17 protein-coding genes are annotated in these 14,744 nt (G+C 65.3%); 8 read left to right on the top strand and 9 right to left on the bottom strand.

Translation table 11 applies throughout. The features are described from left to right. Positions 1 to 50 precede the first annotated feature (50 nt). From AWB79_RS24390 to AWB79_RS24370, 5 genes are all read right to left on the bottom strand, one after another. A complete protein-coding gene (locus tag AWB79_RS24390) occupies positions 51 to 527 on the bottom strand; it encodes a periplasmic heavy metal sensor (RefSeq protein ID WP_061170004.1) in 477 nt (158 codons plus the stop codon). Then, positions 524 to 964, bottom strand: a complete 441-nt coding sequence (locus AWB79_RS24385) for a hypothetical protein (RefSeq protein ID WP_061170003.1) — start codon at positions 962 to 964, stop codon at positions 524 to 526. Before AWB79_RS24385 ends, AWB79_RS24390 begins: the two co-directional genes overlap by 4 nt. Further along, a complete protein-coding gene (locus tag AWB79_RS24380; RefSeq protein WP_082862456.1) occupies positions 961 to 1,635 on the bottom strand; it encodes an RNA polymerase sigma factor in 675 nt (224 codons plus the stop codon). Before AWB79_RS24380 ends, AWB79_RS24385 begins: the two co-directional genes overlap by 4 nt. A 166-nt stretch (positions 1,636 to 1,801) precedes the next feature. Continuing rightward, positions 1,802 to 2,134: a YXWGXW repeat-containing protein gene (locus AWB79_RS24375; RefSeq protein WP_061170104.1), complete on the bottom strand. Its 333-nt coding sequence runs from the start codon at positions 2,132 to 2,134 to the stop codon at positions 1,802 to 1,804. Between the two features lie 116 nt (positions 2,135 to 2,250). After that, positions 2,251 to 3,165, bottom strand: coding sequence for a LysR family transcriptional regulator (locus AWB79_RS24370; protein ID WP_061170103.1), 915 nt, complete (start codon positions 3,163 to 3,165; stop codon positions 2,251 to 2,253). Positions 3,166 to 3,272: 107 nt separating this feature from the next. Here AWB79_RS24370 and AWB79_RS24365 point away from each other — a divergent pair, with 107 nt between their 5' ends. Together AWB79_RS24365 and AWB79_RS24360 are read left to right on the top strand one after the other, a co-directional pair. After that, positions 3,273 to 4,250, top strand: a complete 978-nt coding sequence (locus AWB79_RS24365; RefSeq protein ID WP_061170001.1) for an alpha/beta fold hydrolase — start codon at positions 3,273 to 3,275, stop codon at positions 4,248 to 4,250. 54 nt (positions 4,251 to 4,304) lie between these two features. Next, positions 4,305 to 5,246: a glutathione S-transferase family protein gene (locus AWB79_RS24360; protein WP_061170102.1), complete on the top strand. Its 942-nt coding sequence runs from the start codon at positions 4,305 to 4,307 to the stop codon at positions 5,244 to 5,246. Here the strand turns inward: AWB79_RS24360 and AWB79_RS24355 are convergent. Then, complete coding sequence (locus tag AWB79_RS24355) at positions 5,243 to 6,094, bottom strand: 3-hydroxybutyryl-CoA dehydrogenase (RefSeq protein WP_061170000.1); 852 nt, start codon at positions 6,092 to 6,094, stop codon at positions 5,243 to 5,245. The two genes, AWB79_RS24360 and AWB79_RS24355, sit on opposite strands and share 4 nt — an antisense overlap. A 110-nt stretch (positions 6,095 to 6,204) precedes the next feature. Beyond that, positions 6,205 to 6,684 (bottom strand): 2,4'-dihydroxyacetophenone dioxygenase family protein, encoded by a 480-nt coding sequence (locus tag AWB79_RS24350; protein ID WP_061169999.1) that lies wholly within the window; start codon positions 6,682 to 6,684, stop codon positions 6,205 to 6,207. 119 nt (positions 6,685 to 6,803) lie between these two features. On the opposite strand from AWB79_RS24350, the gene AWB79_RS24345 reads away from it, so the two are divergent. The 6 genes from AWB79_RS24345 to AWB79_RS24320 all read left to right on the top strand — a co-directional run bounded on the left by AWB79_RS24345 (position 6,804) and on the right by AWB79_RS24320 (position 11,400). After that, positions 6,804 to 7,730, top strand: a complete 927-nt coding sequence (locus AWB79_RS24345) for an ABC transporter ATP-binding protein (protein ID WP_061169998.1) — start codon at positions 6,804 to 6,806, stop codon at positions 7,728 to 7,730. Next, on the top strand, positions 7,727 to 8,488 hold the full coding sequence (locus AWB79_RS24340) for an ABC transporter permease (RefSeq protein WP_061169997.1): 762 nt from the start codon (positions 7,727 to 7,729) through the stop codon (positions 8,486 to 8,488). Before AWB79_RS24345 ends, AWB79_RS24340 begins: the two co-directional genes overlap by 4 nt. Positions 8,489 to 8,517: 29 nt before the next feature. Further along, a complete protein-coding gene (msrB, locus tag AWB79_RS24335; RefSeq protein ID WP_061169996.1) occupies positions 8,518 to 9,000 on the top strand; it encodes a peptide-methionine (R)-S-oxide reductase MsrB in 483 nt (160 codons plus the stop codon). Between the two features lie 37 nt (positions 9,001 to 9,037). Further along, positions 9,038 to 9,619, top strand: a complete 582-nt coding sequence (locus AWB79_RS24330) for a hydrolase (RefSeq protein WP_061169995.1) — start codon at positions 9,038 to 9,040, stop codon at positions 9,617 to 9,619. Between the two features lie 62 nt (positions 9,620 to 9,681). Further along, complete coding sequence (locus tag AWB79_RS24325) at positions 9,682 to 10,728, top strand: patatin-like phospholipase family protein (protein WP_061169994.1); 1,047 nt, start codon at positions 9,682 to 9,684, stop codon at positions 10,726 to 10,728. A 171-nt stretch (positions 10,729 to 10,899) separates the two neighbouring features. Beyond that, the gene (locus AWB79_RS24320) at positions 10,900 to 11,400 is read left to right on the top strand and encodes a hypothetical protein (protein WP_157695834.1); all 501 of its coding nucleotides are present in this window, start codon (positions 10,900 to 10,902) and stop codon (positions 11,398 to 11,400) included. Positions 11,401 to 11,631: 231 nt separating this feature from the next. Here AWB79_RS24320 and AWB79_RS24315 read toward each other — a convergent pair whose 3' ends face one another. Then, the gene (locus tag AWB79_RS24315; RefSeq protein WP_061169992.1) at positions 11,632 to 12,795 is read right to left on the bottom strand and encodes a metallophosphoesterase; all 1,164 of its coding nucleotides are present in this window, start codon (positions 12,793 to 12,795) and stop codon (positions 11,632 to 11,634) included. A gap of 440 nt (positions 12,796 to 13,235) precedes the next feature. Then, positions 13,236 to 14,696, bottom strand: a complete 1,461-nt coding sequence (locus AWB79_RS24310) for an NAD-dependent succinate-semialdehyde dehydrogenase (RefSeq protein ID WP_061169991.1) — start codon at positions 14,694 to 14,696, stop codon at positions 13,236 to 13,238. Between the last annotated feature and the right edge of the window lie 48 nt (positions 14,697 to 14,744).

The raw sequence follows: 14,744 nt of genomic DNA, 5'->3' as shown, positions 1-14,744 counted from the left end.
AAGTGCTCGATGCGGGTTAAACGCGTGCGCGCTTGAAATCCGTCGCCGGATTATTGCCGTGGCCGCTCGCCGGGCGGCACGGCGCGCAGCGGACCGTAACGCTCCATCGCGCCAACGAGCTTCAGCCGTTCATCGGGCGTGAGCGTCGCGGCGAAATCCGCGACCGTGCCCTCGACGCGCGCACGCAACGCGATATCGGCGTCGCGCGTGCGCTTCAGGGCATCGTCGAGCGCTGTGCGGTCGAAGTCCCGCGCGGCGAGAATATGCGCGAGATCGATGCGTCCGTCGCGCGCCTCGCGAATCAGCGGCAGGCTTTCGCGCCGCGTGCTTCGCAGGGCGTCGCGCAACTGCTGCTGGCGCTCGGCGGAAAGATCGGCGGCGGCGAAGCGAATGCCGCGCTGCTGCTGCGCGACATCGGCCTTTTGATGCGCGAACAGCCGATACGCGCCGCCCGCGATCGAGCCGAGCAGAAACACATTCAGCACGAGCGACACCGCCGCGAGTGTCTTGAGCGTGCGTGGACTCATTGATCGCTCCAGTCTGAAAGGGCGCCGCCGAAGGCCGTGCCGGAATAGGATTGCTCGGACCAGCCGGCGTGCGGGTTTTCGCCCGGCGCGGGTGCGGGAGCCAGCAGGGAAACCAGCAGCGCGCCGGCCGCCACGCCCGCTGCGCCCGCGCCGATGAAGCCCGCGCCCGAGAACCAGATGCGCGGCCGCCGCCAGAAGGCGCGCGCCGGCCGCGCAGGCGCCGATTCGACGATGCGCCGCGCGAGCGCCGGACTCGGCGCTTTGACCGCGTGGGCGTCGAGCAGGCCGTCGAGCGCGCGGGCGTCGGCGAGCGCGGAGAGGGCGTCGGCATCGCCTGCCTGCACGAGCGCGAGCGCCGCCGCGCGTTCGCCTTCCGGCCAGCGCTCCGGCGCGGCGCCGTAAGCCTCGGTGATTTGGCGGAATCGTTCGGGTGTCATCGATGTTCCTTCGGGGCGTCGCCGCCGGGCGTGTCGGGCTGCGCGAGCGCGGTTCTGAGATTGCGGCGCGCTCGCGCAAGCAGGCTTTCGAGCGCGTCGACACTCACGCCCATGAGTTCGGCCGCCTGCGCGTTCGGCAATTCCTGGTAGTACTGCAGCACCAGCGCCTCGCGCTGGCGCGCGGGCAGTGTCGCGAGCGCCTTTTGCATGCGCTGGTTCGCGTGCGCCGCCTCCATGCGTTCGTCGGGCAGCGGCGCGAGATCGGCTTGTTCGGGAAATTCGTCGGACACGGACGTCTCGCGATGACGGCGCAGGCGGTCGTAACACAGATTGAGCGTCACGCGATGCAGCCAGGTATCGAAGCGCGCGGCGCCCGGCCGCCATTTCGGCGCCATTTTCCAGATGCGCAGGAACGCTTCCTGAGCCACGTCGTCGGCCTCGCTACGGTCGCCCAGCATGCGCGCCGCGAGCGCGACGATGCGCGGGAGCTTGCGCGCGACGATCTCGCGGACCGCTCCCGGTTCCCGATTGCCGACGCGGGCAATGAGCGCGGTATCCGGATCTTCTTCTTTCAAAGTGGTGTCGGGTTTCGTTGCGCATTTCGGACGGGTTGCAGGGCGAGCGCGTGCGCTGGCGTCCGCATCCTCAGTAAACGACGACCGGCCCGCGATAGTAGACAGGATGCGCCGGATAAACGACGCAGCCGGCGAGCGTCATCGCCACGAGCGCCGCGGCGAGCAATGCCTTCAGCATGATGGGCCACCTCGGTTCGAAAGCCTGAATGCGCCGCCGGGTCGAATGTCACGGCCGCGGCGGCGCCGGTCTCCTGCGATGAACTCAGGCCCAGTGTCCTTCAACCCAGCGCCAGTTCGGGCCGTGCTGGACCCAGTGTCCCGGCACCCAGCGATAGCCCGCGTGCACCGGCCGCCAGTGTCCCGCCGCCCAGACATAGCGGCCGTGATCCCAGCGCCAGTGGCCCGGGTCCCACGCGTAGCCCGCGCGCGGCGGCGGCGGCGCCTCGACGCGCGGCGCCGGCGGCGCGGACGGCGCGATGATGACTTCCTGGGCATCGGCCGGAGCGCTGTGCAGGGCGGCGAAGGAAATGGCGACGACCGGCGCGAGCACGGCCGCGGAAAGCGCCGCGCGCAGCGGCGAACATGTTCTTGTCATGATGATCCCGTCGATTGAGGGTTGCGACGAGAGCTTGAACGGTGCGGACACGGCGTTTCCGTCGCTCGATGCGCGCGGAATTTGTAACGAGCTTTTACGTCGCGTCGATGATGGGCTCAGGCGAACGCATCGACGCCATCGACGAGCCTTTGAGCCAGACGCGGCTGCCGCAACTGCTCGATCCACCATTGCAACGCGCGCCCCTCGTGATCGCCGCGCCACGCCACATACAGCACGTTCGGCTCGCGCGGATCGGCGGTTTCCTTTTCGATCAGCTCGCCGCGCGCGAGCAGCGATTCCACGCGCTGACGCGGCACCCAGCCCGTGCCGAGCCCTTGCCGCTGCGCCAGAATCTTCGCGCGCATGGTCGGCACGGCGAGCGCGGCCTGTCCGCCGAGCACGCCGTACGCGCGCCCCGCCGAACGCGACGAATCCGCCACCACGACCGCGCGATGCGCCGCGATCTGCTCGCGCTTCAGCGGCCCGTCCGCCTTCGCGAGCGGATGACGCGGCGACACCGCGAACACCCATTGCATGACGCCGAGCTCGAACCACCGCAGGCCGGGAATCGCGGGCGGCTCGTTGGTGGCGCCGACGATCAGATCGGCGCGGCCGTCGCGCAGGGCTTCCCAGGTGCCGCTCAGCACCTCGTGCGTGACGCGCAGCAGAACGCCGGAGTCGAGCGCGTCGAAGGTCTGCACGACCGGCAACAGCGTCTCGAATTCGAGGATTTCGTCGCAGACGATCCACAGCCGGTCTTCCCAGCCGCTCGCGATCTGCTTGACGCGCTGCGCGAGCCGCGACACGTCGAGCATCAGGCGCGCGGCTTCGTCGGCAAGCAGATGGCCGGCGGGCGTAAGTTGCAGGCGATAGCGGCGGCGGTCGAAAAGCAGCGCATCGAAGCGCGTTTCGAGTTGCCGCGCGGCGTGCGACACGGTGGACGGCGCCTTGCCGAGCCGCGCCGCCGCGCGCGACAGGCTGCCGGTTTCGCGGATCGCGTCGAGCAGCGAGAGTTCGTCCTCTGACAACATGTTCGACTCCATCGAACGAGTGCATCGTCCGGATCGTACGGCAAAAGCGCGGCGGCGGTCCAACATGAAGCTCATCGGAACAACCCAACCTTCGACGGAGCTGAACGATGAGAACCTTCCTGCACACGATGCGCCGCGTGACCGGCGCGCTGCTCGCCGCCGCCGCCTTGCTGCCGTCGGCGCATGCAGCCAACGCGCCGCGCGCGCCGCAACCGGTCGCCGCCGCAGCAGCGATCCAGTCGCGCACGATCGACGCGAACGGCATCGACATTCACTATCTGCAAGCCGGACACGGCGACGCGACGCCCGTCGTGCTGCTGCACGGCTACACCGAAACGAGCCACATGTGGCAGCCACTGATGACGCGTCTTGCAGGCGAGCGCGTCGTGCTGGCGCCCGATCTGCCGGGCGCGGGCGGCTCGGCGATGCCTGCTTCGGGTTACGACAAGAAGACGCTGGCGCAGGACATTCACGCGATGGTGCATGCGCTCGGCTATCGCAAGGTCAAGCTGGTCGGGCACGACATCGGATTGATGGTCGCCTACGCGTACGCCGCGCAATATCCCGACGAAGTGGAAAGCATCGTGCTGATGGACGCGTTCCTGCCGGGCGTGGGCGACTGGCAGAAAGTCTGGCTGCTGCGCGACAAATGGCACTTCAACTTCTACGGCGACACGCCCGAAAAGCTCGTGCGCGGCCGCGAGCGCGTCTTTTTCGAGCATTTCTGGAACGACTTCGCCGCCGATGCCGCGCATTCGGTGAGCGAGGCGGATCGCCATTATTATTCGGCGCAATATGCGCGCAGCGGCCGGATGCGCGCGGGCTTCGAGTATTTCCACGCGTTCACGCAAGATGCCGACGATTTCGCCGTGTTCGCAAAGACGCCGCTGCCGATGCCTATGCTCGTTCTTGCCGGCGAGCGCGCCTCGGGCACGTTCCTAATCGATCAGGCGAAGCTCGTATCGACCAACGTGCAAGGCGTGGTCGTGCCGGGCGCGGGACACTGGCTGATGGAGGAAGCGCCGGATGCGACGATGGCGCAACTGGTGCGCTTCATCGACGCGCCTTCATCGAACTCGAACTGACAAGCATCGATGCCGTGGCGCGTCTCTTGCGCCGCGGCCCTCAAGGAGAATGAAATGGGACTTCTGGTCGACGGGAAATGGCAGGACAAGTGGTACGACACGGCATCCGCCGGCGGGCGTTTCGTGCGCAAGGAAGCGGCATACCGCCACTGGGTGACCCCGGACGGCGAAAGCGGTTTCAAGGCCGAGACGGGGCGCTATCACCTGTATGTGAGCCTCGCGTGCCCGTGGGCGCATCGCACGCTGATCATGCGCGCGCTGAAAGGGCTGGAAGGAATGATCGGCGTCTCGGTCGTGAACTGGCTGATGCTCGAACACGGATGGACCTTCGACGACGCGCGGGGCGTCGTGCCCGACCCGGTCAACGGCGCGCGCTTCCTGCATCAGGTCTACACCGCCGCCGATCCGCACTACACCGGACGCGTGACCGTGCCGATTCTCTGGGACAAGGCGCGCGGGACGATCGTGAATAACGAGTCGTCGGAAATCATTCGCATGCTGAATTCCGCGTTCGACGATATCGGCGCGAAGCAGGGCGACTATTACCCGGCCGGACTGCGCGAGGAAATCGACGCCCTCAACGCGCGCATCTACGACACGCTCAACAACGGCGTCTACAAGGCGGGTTTCGCGACGACGCAAGCCGCCTACGAGGAAGCCGTGATGCCGCTCTTCGACACGCTCGACTTTCTCGAAGCGCGTCTGAGCGAACGGCGTTACCTGACGGGCGAGCGCTTCACGGAAGCCGACATCCGGCTCTTCACCACGCTCGTGCGTTTCGACGCCGTGTATGTCGGCCACTTCAAGTGCAATCTGCGGCGCATCGCGGATTATCCGCATCTGTCGAAATACGCGCGCGAGATCTACAGCATGCCCGGCGTCGCGCCGACGGTGAACTTCGAGCACATCAAGGGGCACTACTACGAGAGCCACCGCACGATCAATCCGACGGGCATCGTGCCCGCCGGACCGGTGCTGGATTTCGACGCTGCTTAATCGTACTGATATACGCCGCGCTTCGTCTTGCGGCCGAGTCGTCCCGCCGCGACGAGTTCGCGCAAGAGCGGGCACGCGCGGTACTTCGAATCGCCGAAGTCCTTGAGGAACACGTCCATCACGGAGAGGCACACGTCGAGGCCGATCAGGTCCGCGAGCGCGAGCGGTCCGATCGGATGATTCGCGCCGAGCTTCATGCCCGCGTCGATTTCCTCGGCGCTCGCCACGCCTTCATAGAGGACGTAGAACGCTTCGTTGATCATCGGCACCAGAATGCGATTGACGACGAAACCCGGCGAATTGCGCACGCCGATGGGCGACTTGTCGAGCTTCTCGGTCAGTTCGCGCACGGCGGCGGCGGTTTCATCGCTGGTCTGCACGCCGCGGATCACTTCGACGAGCGGCAGCAGCGGCACCGGATTGAAGAAGTGCATGCCGATGAAGCGCTCGGGCGTGCCGAGCTGCGCGGCGAGCGCGGTGATCGAGATCGACGACGTGTTCGACGCGATGATCGCGTCGGCGCGCGCGGCTTCCTCGATCTGCTTCAGGATGCGGTTCTTGAGTTCGGCGTTTTCCGTCGCGGCTTCGATCACGATGTCGGCCTCCGACAGGCGCGCGTAGTCGGTCGAGGTTTCGATGCGCGTCAACGCCGCGTCGCGCGCGGATGCCTGCAGCTTGTCCTTCGACACGAGCCGGTCCAGGCTGCCGGTCAGCGTCTTGATGCCCTTCGCGAGCGCGGCGTCGGTGACGTCGATCAGCACGACCTTGAAGCCCGCGACGGCCGCGACCTGCGCGATGCCGTTGCCCATGGTTCCCGCGCCGACGATGCCGACGGTCTGAATCTTCATGCTTTTGCTCCTCCAAGTGATGCGCCGGCTCGAACGGCCGGCAAACCCGAAATAGTAGAAAGCGCGTCGAGGCGCGTTCAGGGATCGATTCTAACCAGCGATCCGATGAATCATCCGAAAGCCGTCAGATCTTTAGGCGCGATGCCGTTTGCATGACAAAAGGCAGCGTAACGGTCCCAGCCGCTTTTCCAGTTTTCGGCGGCGAGAATCTGGCCGGCGTCGTTCACGAACAGCAGTTCACCCTGAATGATATTGAGCGTGACGATGTCCGCGCCGTCCGCATCCGTTGCCAGCGCCTCGGGCGTGTGGCTCGATCCCGCCGTCTCGTACACGATGCTGCCCGGCTCCGCGATCCAGTCGTGCTCGCGATATTTCCAGCGCCCCTGCACGGTGTAGACGATCACGGTGCCGGTATGGCGATGCCGTGGCATCTGTCCTTTCGCCGGCGCTTTCATCAGCGCGATGACCTCGCCGCGAACCGGGTCGAGCTTGAAATACTTGACCAGCACGCGTTCGCTATATGGCGTGAATGGCACCCACGGGAGGTCCGCGTCGTTGAGGCAGGTGGTCTGGATCTGTTCGAACAGCATGATGTCGGCTCCTTTCGAGGATGTCCATTTTAGGCAGGCCCGTGCGCGTCCACCATTGGCCGAACGGACGACCCCCGCCGACCAAGCCGGATCGCGCGGTATCTGCTATCGTCCACGCCATGCCGACCATCATCACCGTTTCCAACCTGTCCAAGACCTACGGGTCGGGCTTCCACGCGCTCAAGAACGTCAACCTGGAGATCCGGCGCGGCGAGATTTTCGCGCTGCTCGGCCCGAACGGGGCGGGCAAGACCACGCTCATCAGTACGGTCTGCGGCATCGTCAATCCGAGCGAGGGCAAGGTCACCGTCGCCGGTCACGATATCCTCACGGACTATCGCGCTGCGCGCGCGATGGTCGGCCTCGTGCCGCAGGAGCTCACCACCGACGCCTTCGAAACCGTCTGGGCGACCGTGTCGTTCAGCCGCGGGCTGTTCGGACGGCCGAAGAATCCGGCGTACGTCGAGAAGGTGCTGAAGTCGCTGTCGCTATGGGCGAAGAAGGACAACAAGATCATGACGCTGTCGGGCGGCATGAAGCGTCGCGTGCTGATCGCGAAAGCGCTCGCGCACGAGCCGGAAATCCTCTTTCTCGACGAGCCGACCGCCGGCGTCGATGTCGAACTGCGCCGCGACATGTGGGACCTCGTGCGCGAGTTGCAATTGAACGGGGTGACCATCATCCTGACGACGCATTACATCGAGGAAGCGGAGGAGATGGCGGACCGCATCGGCGTCATCAACCGAGGGGAAATCGTGCTGGTCGAGGAAAAGCGCGAACTCATGCGCAAGCTCGGGCAGAAGAAGCTCACGCTGCAGCTCGAACATCCGCTGGATGAAATTCCCGCGCCGCTCGTGCCTTATGGCCTCGTCCGCGCCGCCGACGGCAGCGAACTCACCTACACCTACGATGCCCAGGACGAGCCGGGCCGCATCATCGCGCTGCTGCGTCACGTGGACGAAGCCGGCGTGCGTTTCAAGGATCTGCAAACGACGCAAAGCTCGCTCGAAGATATTTTCGTGAGCCTCGTCCGGGAAGCCAAATGAATCTATACGCTGTTCGCGCAATCTACCGTTTCGAAATGGCGCGGGCCGGGCGCACGCTGATGCAGAGCATCGTGTCGCCGGTCATTTCCACGTCGCTTTACTTCGTCGTGTTCGGCGCGGCGATCGGCTCGCGCATTCCGGAAGTGGACGGAATCAGTTACGGCGCGTTCATCGTGCCGGGCCTCGTGATGCTGTCGCTGCTCACGCAGAGCATCGCCAATGCGTCCTTCGGCATCTATTTTCCGAAGTTCACGGGCACGATCTACGAGTTGCTTTCGGCGCCCGTGTCGTATTTCGAGCTGGTCGTGAGCTACGTGGGCGCGGCCGCGACCAAGTCCGTGATCCTCGGGCTCATCATCCTGCTGACCGCGCGCCTGTTCGTGCCGCTCAGAATCGATCACCCCGTCTGGATGATCGTGTTCCTGCTGCTCACGTCGGTCACGTTCAGTCTGCTCGGGTTCATCATCGGCATCTGGGCTGACGGCTTCGAGAAGCTGCAGATCATTCCGCTTCTGATCGTCACGCCGCTCACGTTCCTCGGCGGCAGCTTCTATTCGATCAACATCCTGCCGCCGTTCTGGAAGACGGTCGCATTGTTCAATCCGGTCGTCTATCTGATCAGCGGCTTTCGCTGGAGCTTCTACGGGCTCGCGGACGTGCAGGTCGGCGTGAGTTTCGGCATGACGCTGGTCTTTCTTGCGGTGTTCATCGCGATCGTCGCGTGGATCTTCAAGACGGGATACCGGCTGAAATCGTAAGCGGGGCGGGGCAGGATAGCGTTTATCGGATGAAGATCATGAGACGCACGAAGCGCAATTTTCTGGGCGTGATGGCCGCCGCGTTCGCGGGCGGGGCCGGCTCTTCGGCGCCCGCCAGAGCGTACGAGATCGACCACAGCAGCACCGAATGGCGTCGTCGTCTGACCTCCGAGCAGTACCGCGTGCTCAGGCGCGGCGGCACCGAACCACCATTCGCGAGCCCGCTGCTCAAGGAAGCGCGCGAGGGCAGCTACGCGTGCGCGGGCTGCGGCCTTTCGCTGTTCTCATCGGCGACGAAATTCGACAGTGGCACCGGCTGGCCGAGCTTCTGGAAGCCCGTCGACGGCGCCGTCGCGATGCACGCGGATGCGACCGGCCACATGCGCAACGAGGTGCATTGCCGGCGCTGCGGCGGACATCTCGGCCATGTCTTCGACGACGGCCCGAAGCCCACCGGTTTGCGCTATTGCATGAACGGCGCGGCGCTGGTCTTTCAGCAGGAAGAAGCGTGACGCGCTGCTCCGGATCAACCTTTCCCCTCACATCGCCATGAACGCACCCGAACTCAAGCTCGATGCCGCGAAAACCGCGCTCGTGCTGATCGATCTCCAGGCCGGCATTGCCGACTTGCCCGTGCAGCCGCACGATTCCGCCAGCGTGCTCGCCAACGCGCGCGCGCTCGCCGACCGCTTCCGGGCGCTCGGCGCGCCGGTCGTGCTCGTCAAGGTGGCGTTTCCGAACGGGCCCGGCGGCTTGCGCCCGATCACCGACGCGGGGCAAGCCCAGGAATCGCCCGAGCCGCAAGGCTGGAGCGAGCTGTGCGCGGAACTCGGCGTGCAGGCGTCGGATATCGTCGTCACCAAGTGGCAATGGGGCGCGTTTTACAACACCGACCTGGACTCGCAACTGCGGCGGCGCGGCATTGAGACGATCGTGCTGGGCGGCATCGCCACGGCCATCGGCGTCGATTCGACCGCGCGCGGCGCGCACGAGCGCGGCTATCAGCAGATTTTCGTCGAGGATGCGATGAGCGACCTCAACGCCGACACGCACGAATCCACCTGCCGGTTCATCTTTCCGCGCATCGGCCGCATCCGTTCGACGGAACAGGTGCTCGCGGCGCTGGCATAGAGGCGCGCGTCGCCTATCCTGTAGCGAACGCCCCGATATCGAGGGGCGCACGAGGTGCAGCGATGGCGGCGATTCTGAAGGTAGCGATTGCGTGTCAGGGCGGCGGAAGCCACGCGGCGTTCGCCGCGGGCGTGCTCGAGCAGCTCCTGAGCGATGATTTCGTGCGGCGTTTCGAGCTGGTCGCGCTTTCGGGAACGTCCGGCGGCGCGATGTGCAGCGCGCTCGCGTGGGCGGGGCTCCTGCTCGGCGGCCCCAAGGACGCGATCACGCGCCTCGCGGGTTTCTGGAACGATCTGGAGGCGCGCGATGGCCCGGATATCGTCGCCAATGCCGTCGGCACCTGGTACGCGCGCCTGCCGATCAACGCGGAAATCAGCCCGTATCTTTATCCGCCGGTCGCGGAAGAGCGCCTGCGCGAACTGCTCGACAAATATCTGCCGTTCGCGTCGCTGCCGAAGGAGGCCGAGCGGCGTGCGAAGCCGACACTGCTTATCGGCGCGACGGATGTGCGCAGCGGCGACCGCGTGATCTTTCCCGGCGAAAAACTCGATCAGGATCAACTGGTCGCCTCGGCTGCGGTGCCGCCGCTTTATCGAGCGGTCGCGGCGGACGGCCGCCTGTGCTGGGACGGTCTGTTCAGCAGCAATCCGCCAGTGCGCGAATTCACCGACTTCACGCTCGACCGGCGCCCCGACGAGATCTGGGTCGTGCAGATCAATCCGCAGCGTCGGCGCGAACTGCCCGAATCGATGAACGAGATCATCGACCGGCGCAACGAGCTTTCCGGCAACCTCGCGCTCGGCCAGGAGCTATATTTCCTGACGCGCGTCAACCAGATGCTAGCCGCCGATGAATCTTTGTCGAGCCGCTACAAGCCGATCAAAATACGCGTCGTGCAGATGCATCTCGACGCGAAGGATTATCCTGGTCCGCTCGACTATGCTTCGAAACTCGATCGCAATCCGGCGCTCATCCACGCGTTGATCCGCAAGGGCCGCGAGCGTGCGGAATGGTTCTTCGACGCACGCTCCGACTGGCCGCGCGAGGGCACGCCGCCGCACAAGAGCGTCTACGCGACGACGCCGGCGGCCGTATCGGCGAAGAAGTAACAACGCATTGCAAGTCTCGCAACGATCAGATTCATTCGGCACAAAATTTTGCAGTCCGACATAAAGAGACGGCAGCTTTGACGGGCACAATCCGCCACTGTAGTTGCGAAGCGGACGCGCGCACGAAAGGCGTGTTGCGCGGCGCTTCGTTCGATGACAATGGAGAAAATCATGAAAATCAAAACGCTGGGGATGATCGTTGCAGCTTCCCTGATCTCGTTGGGCGGTGAATGCGCAATGGCGGCGCGGACTGCGCCGCACATCGAAGGGAAATTGGTCGTGCAGGTCATCGGCGAGGTGAAGGCGGTCGATGTCGCCGCGCATCGCGTGACGATTGCCAATGCGCAAGGGGTCGAGACGCAGTTGAACGTGAGTGCCGACATGCACGATCTCGACAAGCTGCCGCTCGGTACGCGCATCAAGAGTTCGGCCCTGCAGCCTGTCACGCTGACGCCGGTCGGACAAGAGAAGCTTCAGGAGGCCATTCCCGGGGACAAGCGCTTCGTCGCGCAAGTGACGAGTGTCGATTCCGCATCGGGCGTCGTCATGCTCAAGGACGCCGACAACCTGCCTATCGAAGTGCGCGCGAGCGATGCCCGGCAGGCGGCCGCACTTGCGAGGGGCACGACCGTCCGGGTGGAGGTCGTGAGCAAGGAGAAGGCTTCGAAGTAGATTTGAAGGCGCGCGTGGCGCTTTCGGAAAATTCTGGTGGTCGTCGGTTCGTCGTTCCCTTAATTTTTCGGTACTCGCTGGCGGGGCCCCGCTCGCCAACGGGGAACGCCCGATCATTCCCGTGTTCAGGCGTTGCGCTTTTCCCCGAGCGCCGGACGCGTGGTGTCAAGACCGCGCGTCCACTCCTTCCCTTGAAAGCTTCCACTCTCGCGCCTGTCGGGCACGGCGTTCTCAGCCGGCCGTTGCGGCGACGAGGCGAACGCGCGTGATTTCGGATGGTGCGCCGAGCCGCTTCGGCGGTCCCCAATAGCCGGTGCCCCGGCTCGTATAGACCCAGAGACCGTTGAACTTCACCAGTCCGGCGACGAACGGCTGCTGCAGGCGCACAAAGAAGTTCCAAGGCAGGAACTGGCCGCCGTGTGTGTGTCCCGAGAGTTGCAGCGTGAAGCCTGCTTCCGCCGCCGCCGTGGCGCTTCGTGGCTGATGGGCGAGCAGCACGCGCACGCTGGCGTCGGCAGGGGCGCCGCTGAGCGCCTTCGCGGGATCGCTCCGGTGCGCGGGATCGAAGCTGCCCGCACTGAAATCCGTGACGCCCGCGATGACGGCCCGCGCGCCGTCGTGATCCAGCACGACATGCTGGTTGAGCAGCACGTTGAGCCCGAGCCGGCGGAACTCCGCGATCCATTTGTCCGCGCCCGAGTAGTACTCGTGATTCCCCGTCACGAGAAACGCGCCGTGCCGCGCGGTGAGGTCGGCGAGCGGGCGCGTGTGATCGGCGAGATTGGGCACCGTGCCGTCGACGACATCGCCCGTCACGGCGATCAGATCCGGCTCCAGCCCGTTCACGGCCGCGACTATGCGCTCCACGTAATGACGCTTGATCGTCGGTCCGACGTGAATGTCGCTGATCTGCACGATCGTGAAGCCGTCGAGCGCGGCGGGCAGATCGTCGATGGGCACGTCCACGCTCACGACCGGCGCGCGACGCCGCGCGTTGTAAAAGCCGATTCCCGAGAGCAGCACGGCGAGGAACGGCACCGCGAGCGCGCTGTATGCGACCAGCACCGGCGAGCCCACGGGCGCGCCGCGCAACCAGTCGGCGAGGTGCACGAAGAAGAGCATGACATCGCGGGCGAAAGTCAGCAGCAGCAGCGACGAGAAGAAGCCGAGCGCTGTCAAGCCGAACCAGGCGAGGCGATCGGCCAGCCGCTGCGGTTCGATCTGACGTGCCGCCATGCCGAGCGGAATCGTAATGACCGATGCCGCGAGCAGGACGGCGGCCAGCACTTTCAGCGGCATTCCGACAGGCGCATCCGGGATGAGCCGCACGCCGACATAGATGTGAAACAGAACGCCGATGCCGATGAAGCGAAGGAAGAATGCCGAGCGTCGCATAGCGCCCCTGAGAGATCGGAGAAGCGGCGGAAAAACGGGTGGTGTGCGCCCGCGCCGGATATGGAGCGGATTTTACCGGTTCGCCGGCGGCCGTGCCTTTTGACGTGGGCGAGGAGCCTGCGATGCCGACTCGTGAAGACCGCCGAATCGGTTCAAAGCGGGCAGCCCCGATTCAAGCCCAGGTCGACGCCGTCAGCCGTACTCTGCTGATGCGTGGCCTGGCAGGCGATTCCGTGATTCTGGCGGGCATGCTCGAACTGTCGCCCGAATTTGCAGCCGAGCGGCTTGAGAAGGGTGACACGGTTCACGCCGTATTTGTGTCGGCGATGGCGGTGCAGGCGAGCCCGGACGACGCGAAGCGCCGAGCATCGAGGCGCTCCGACAGCAAAAGCCCCGGCATGACCGCCGGGGCTTTTTGGATACCGCGCGATGCAGCGCGATCAGACCGCCATGCAGAGATACTTGATGACGACGTAGTCATCGATACCGTAGTGCGACCCTTCGCGCCCGAGCCCCGATTGCTTCACGCCACCGAACGGCGCGACTTCATTCGAGATCAGTCCGGTATTGATGCCGACCATGCCGTACTCGAGCGCTTCCGCCACGCGCCAGATGCGGCCGATGTCACGGCTGTAGAAATACGCGGCGAGGCCGAACTCGGTGTCGTTGGCGAGCCGCACCACTTCATCGTCCGATGAGAACTTGAAGAGCGGCGCGAGCGGTCCGAAGGTTTCCTCCTTCGCCACTTTCATGTCCGTCGTGACGCCCGTCAGCACGGTCGGCTCGAAGAACCCATGACCGAGCGAGTGACGCTTGCCACCCGATGCAAGCGACGCGCCTTTCGCAAGCGCATCTTCGATATGCGACTCGACTTTCTGCACTGCCGCTTCGTTGATGAGCGGCCCGAGCAGGACGCCGCTCTCGGTGCCGCGCCCCACCTTCAGTTTTTCGACGGCCGCCGCCATTTTCTGCGCGAAGGCATCGTAGACGCGCTCATGCACGTAGAAGCGGTTCGTGCACACGCAGGTCTGCCCGCTGTTGCGATACTTCGACGCGATCGCGCCTTCGACGGCGGCGTCGAGATCGGCGTCGTCGAACACGATGAAGGGTGCGTTGCCGCCGAGTTCCAGCGTGACCTTCTTGACCGTCGGCGCGCTTTGCGCCATCAGCAACCGGCCGACCGCGGTCGATCCGGTGAAGGACAGCTTGCGCACGATCGGGTTGCCGGTCATTTCGCCGCCGATCGCTTTCGGATCGCCGGTGAGCACGCTCAGCACGCCCTTCGGGATTCCCGCGCGCTCGGCGAGCACGGCGAGCGCGAACGCGGAAAAGGGCGTGGCTTCGGCCGGTTTCACGACGATCGGGCAGCCGGCCGCGAGCGCGGGTCCGACCTTGCGGGTGATCATCGCGGCGGGGAAGTTCCACGGCGTGATCGCTGCGCAGACGCCGATGGGCTCCTTCGTCACGACGATGCGCTTGTCGGCGGCGGGCGTGGCGAGCGTATCGCCCGCAACGCGCTTGCCTTCCTCGGCGAACCATTCGATGAACGACGCGGCGTAGGTGATTTCGCCCTTGGCTTCGGCGAGCGGTTTGCCTTGTTCGCTCGTCAGGATGAGGGCGAGATCGTCGGCGTTCGCCATCATCAGGTCGAACCAGCGGCGCAGGATTGCGGCGCGTTCCTTTGCCGTTTTCTTGCGCCAGGCGGGCCAGGCGGCGTTGGCGGCGTCGATGGCGCGGCGCGTTTCCGATGCGCCCATTTGCGGGACCGCGCCCAGCGATTCGCCGGTTGCCGGATTCACCACGTCGAATGTCTTGCCGTTGTCGGCTTGCTGCCATTCACCGTCGATATAGGCGGCGTGACGCAGCAGCGTCGGGTCTTTCAGCTGGTCTTTCAGATTCATTGGTGTGCGGATCCTTTGCGGCGTCGGGTGGTCGGGAATTGTCGGCGA

Source organism: Caballeronia hypogeia (genome assembly GCF_001544875.2).
Lineage (GTDB): Bacteria > Pseudomonadota > Gammaproteobacteria > Burkholderiales > Burkholderiaceae > Caballeronia > Caballeronia hypogeia.
The sequence above is the reverse complement of the archived record's forward strand: the minus strand, read 5'-3'. Positions and strand labels throughout refer to the sequence as shown.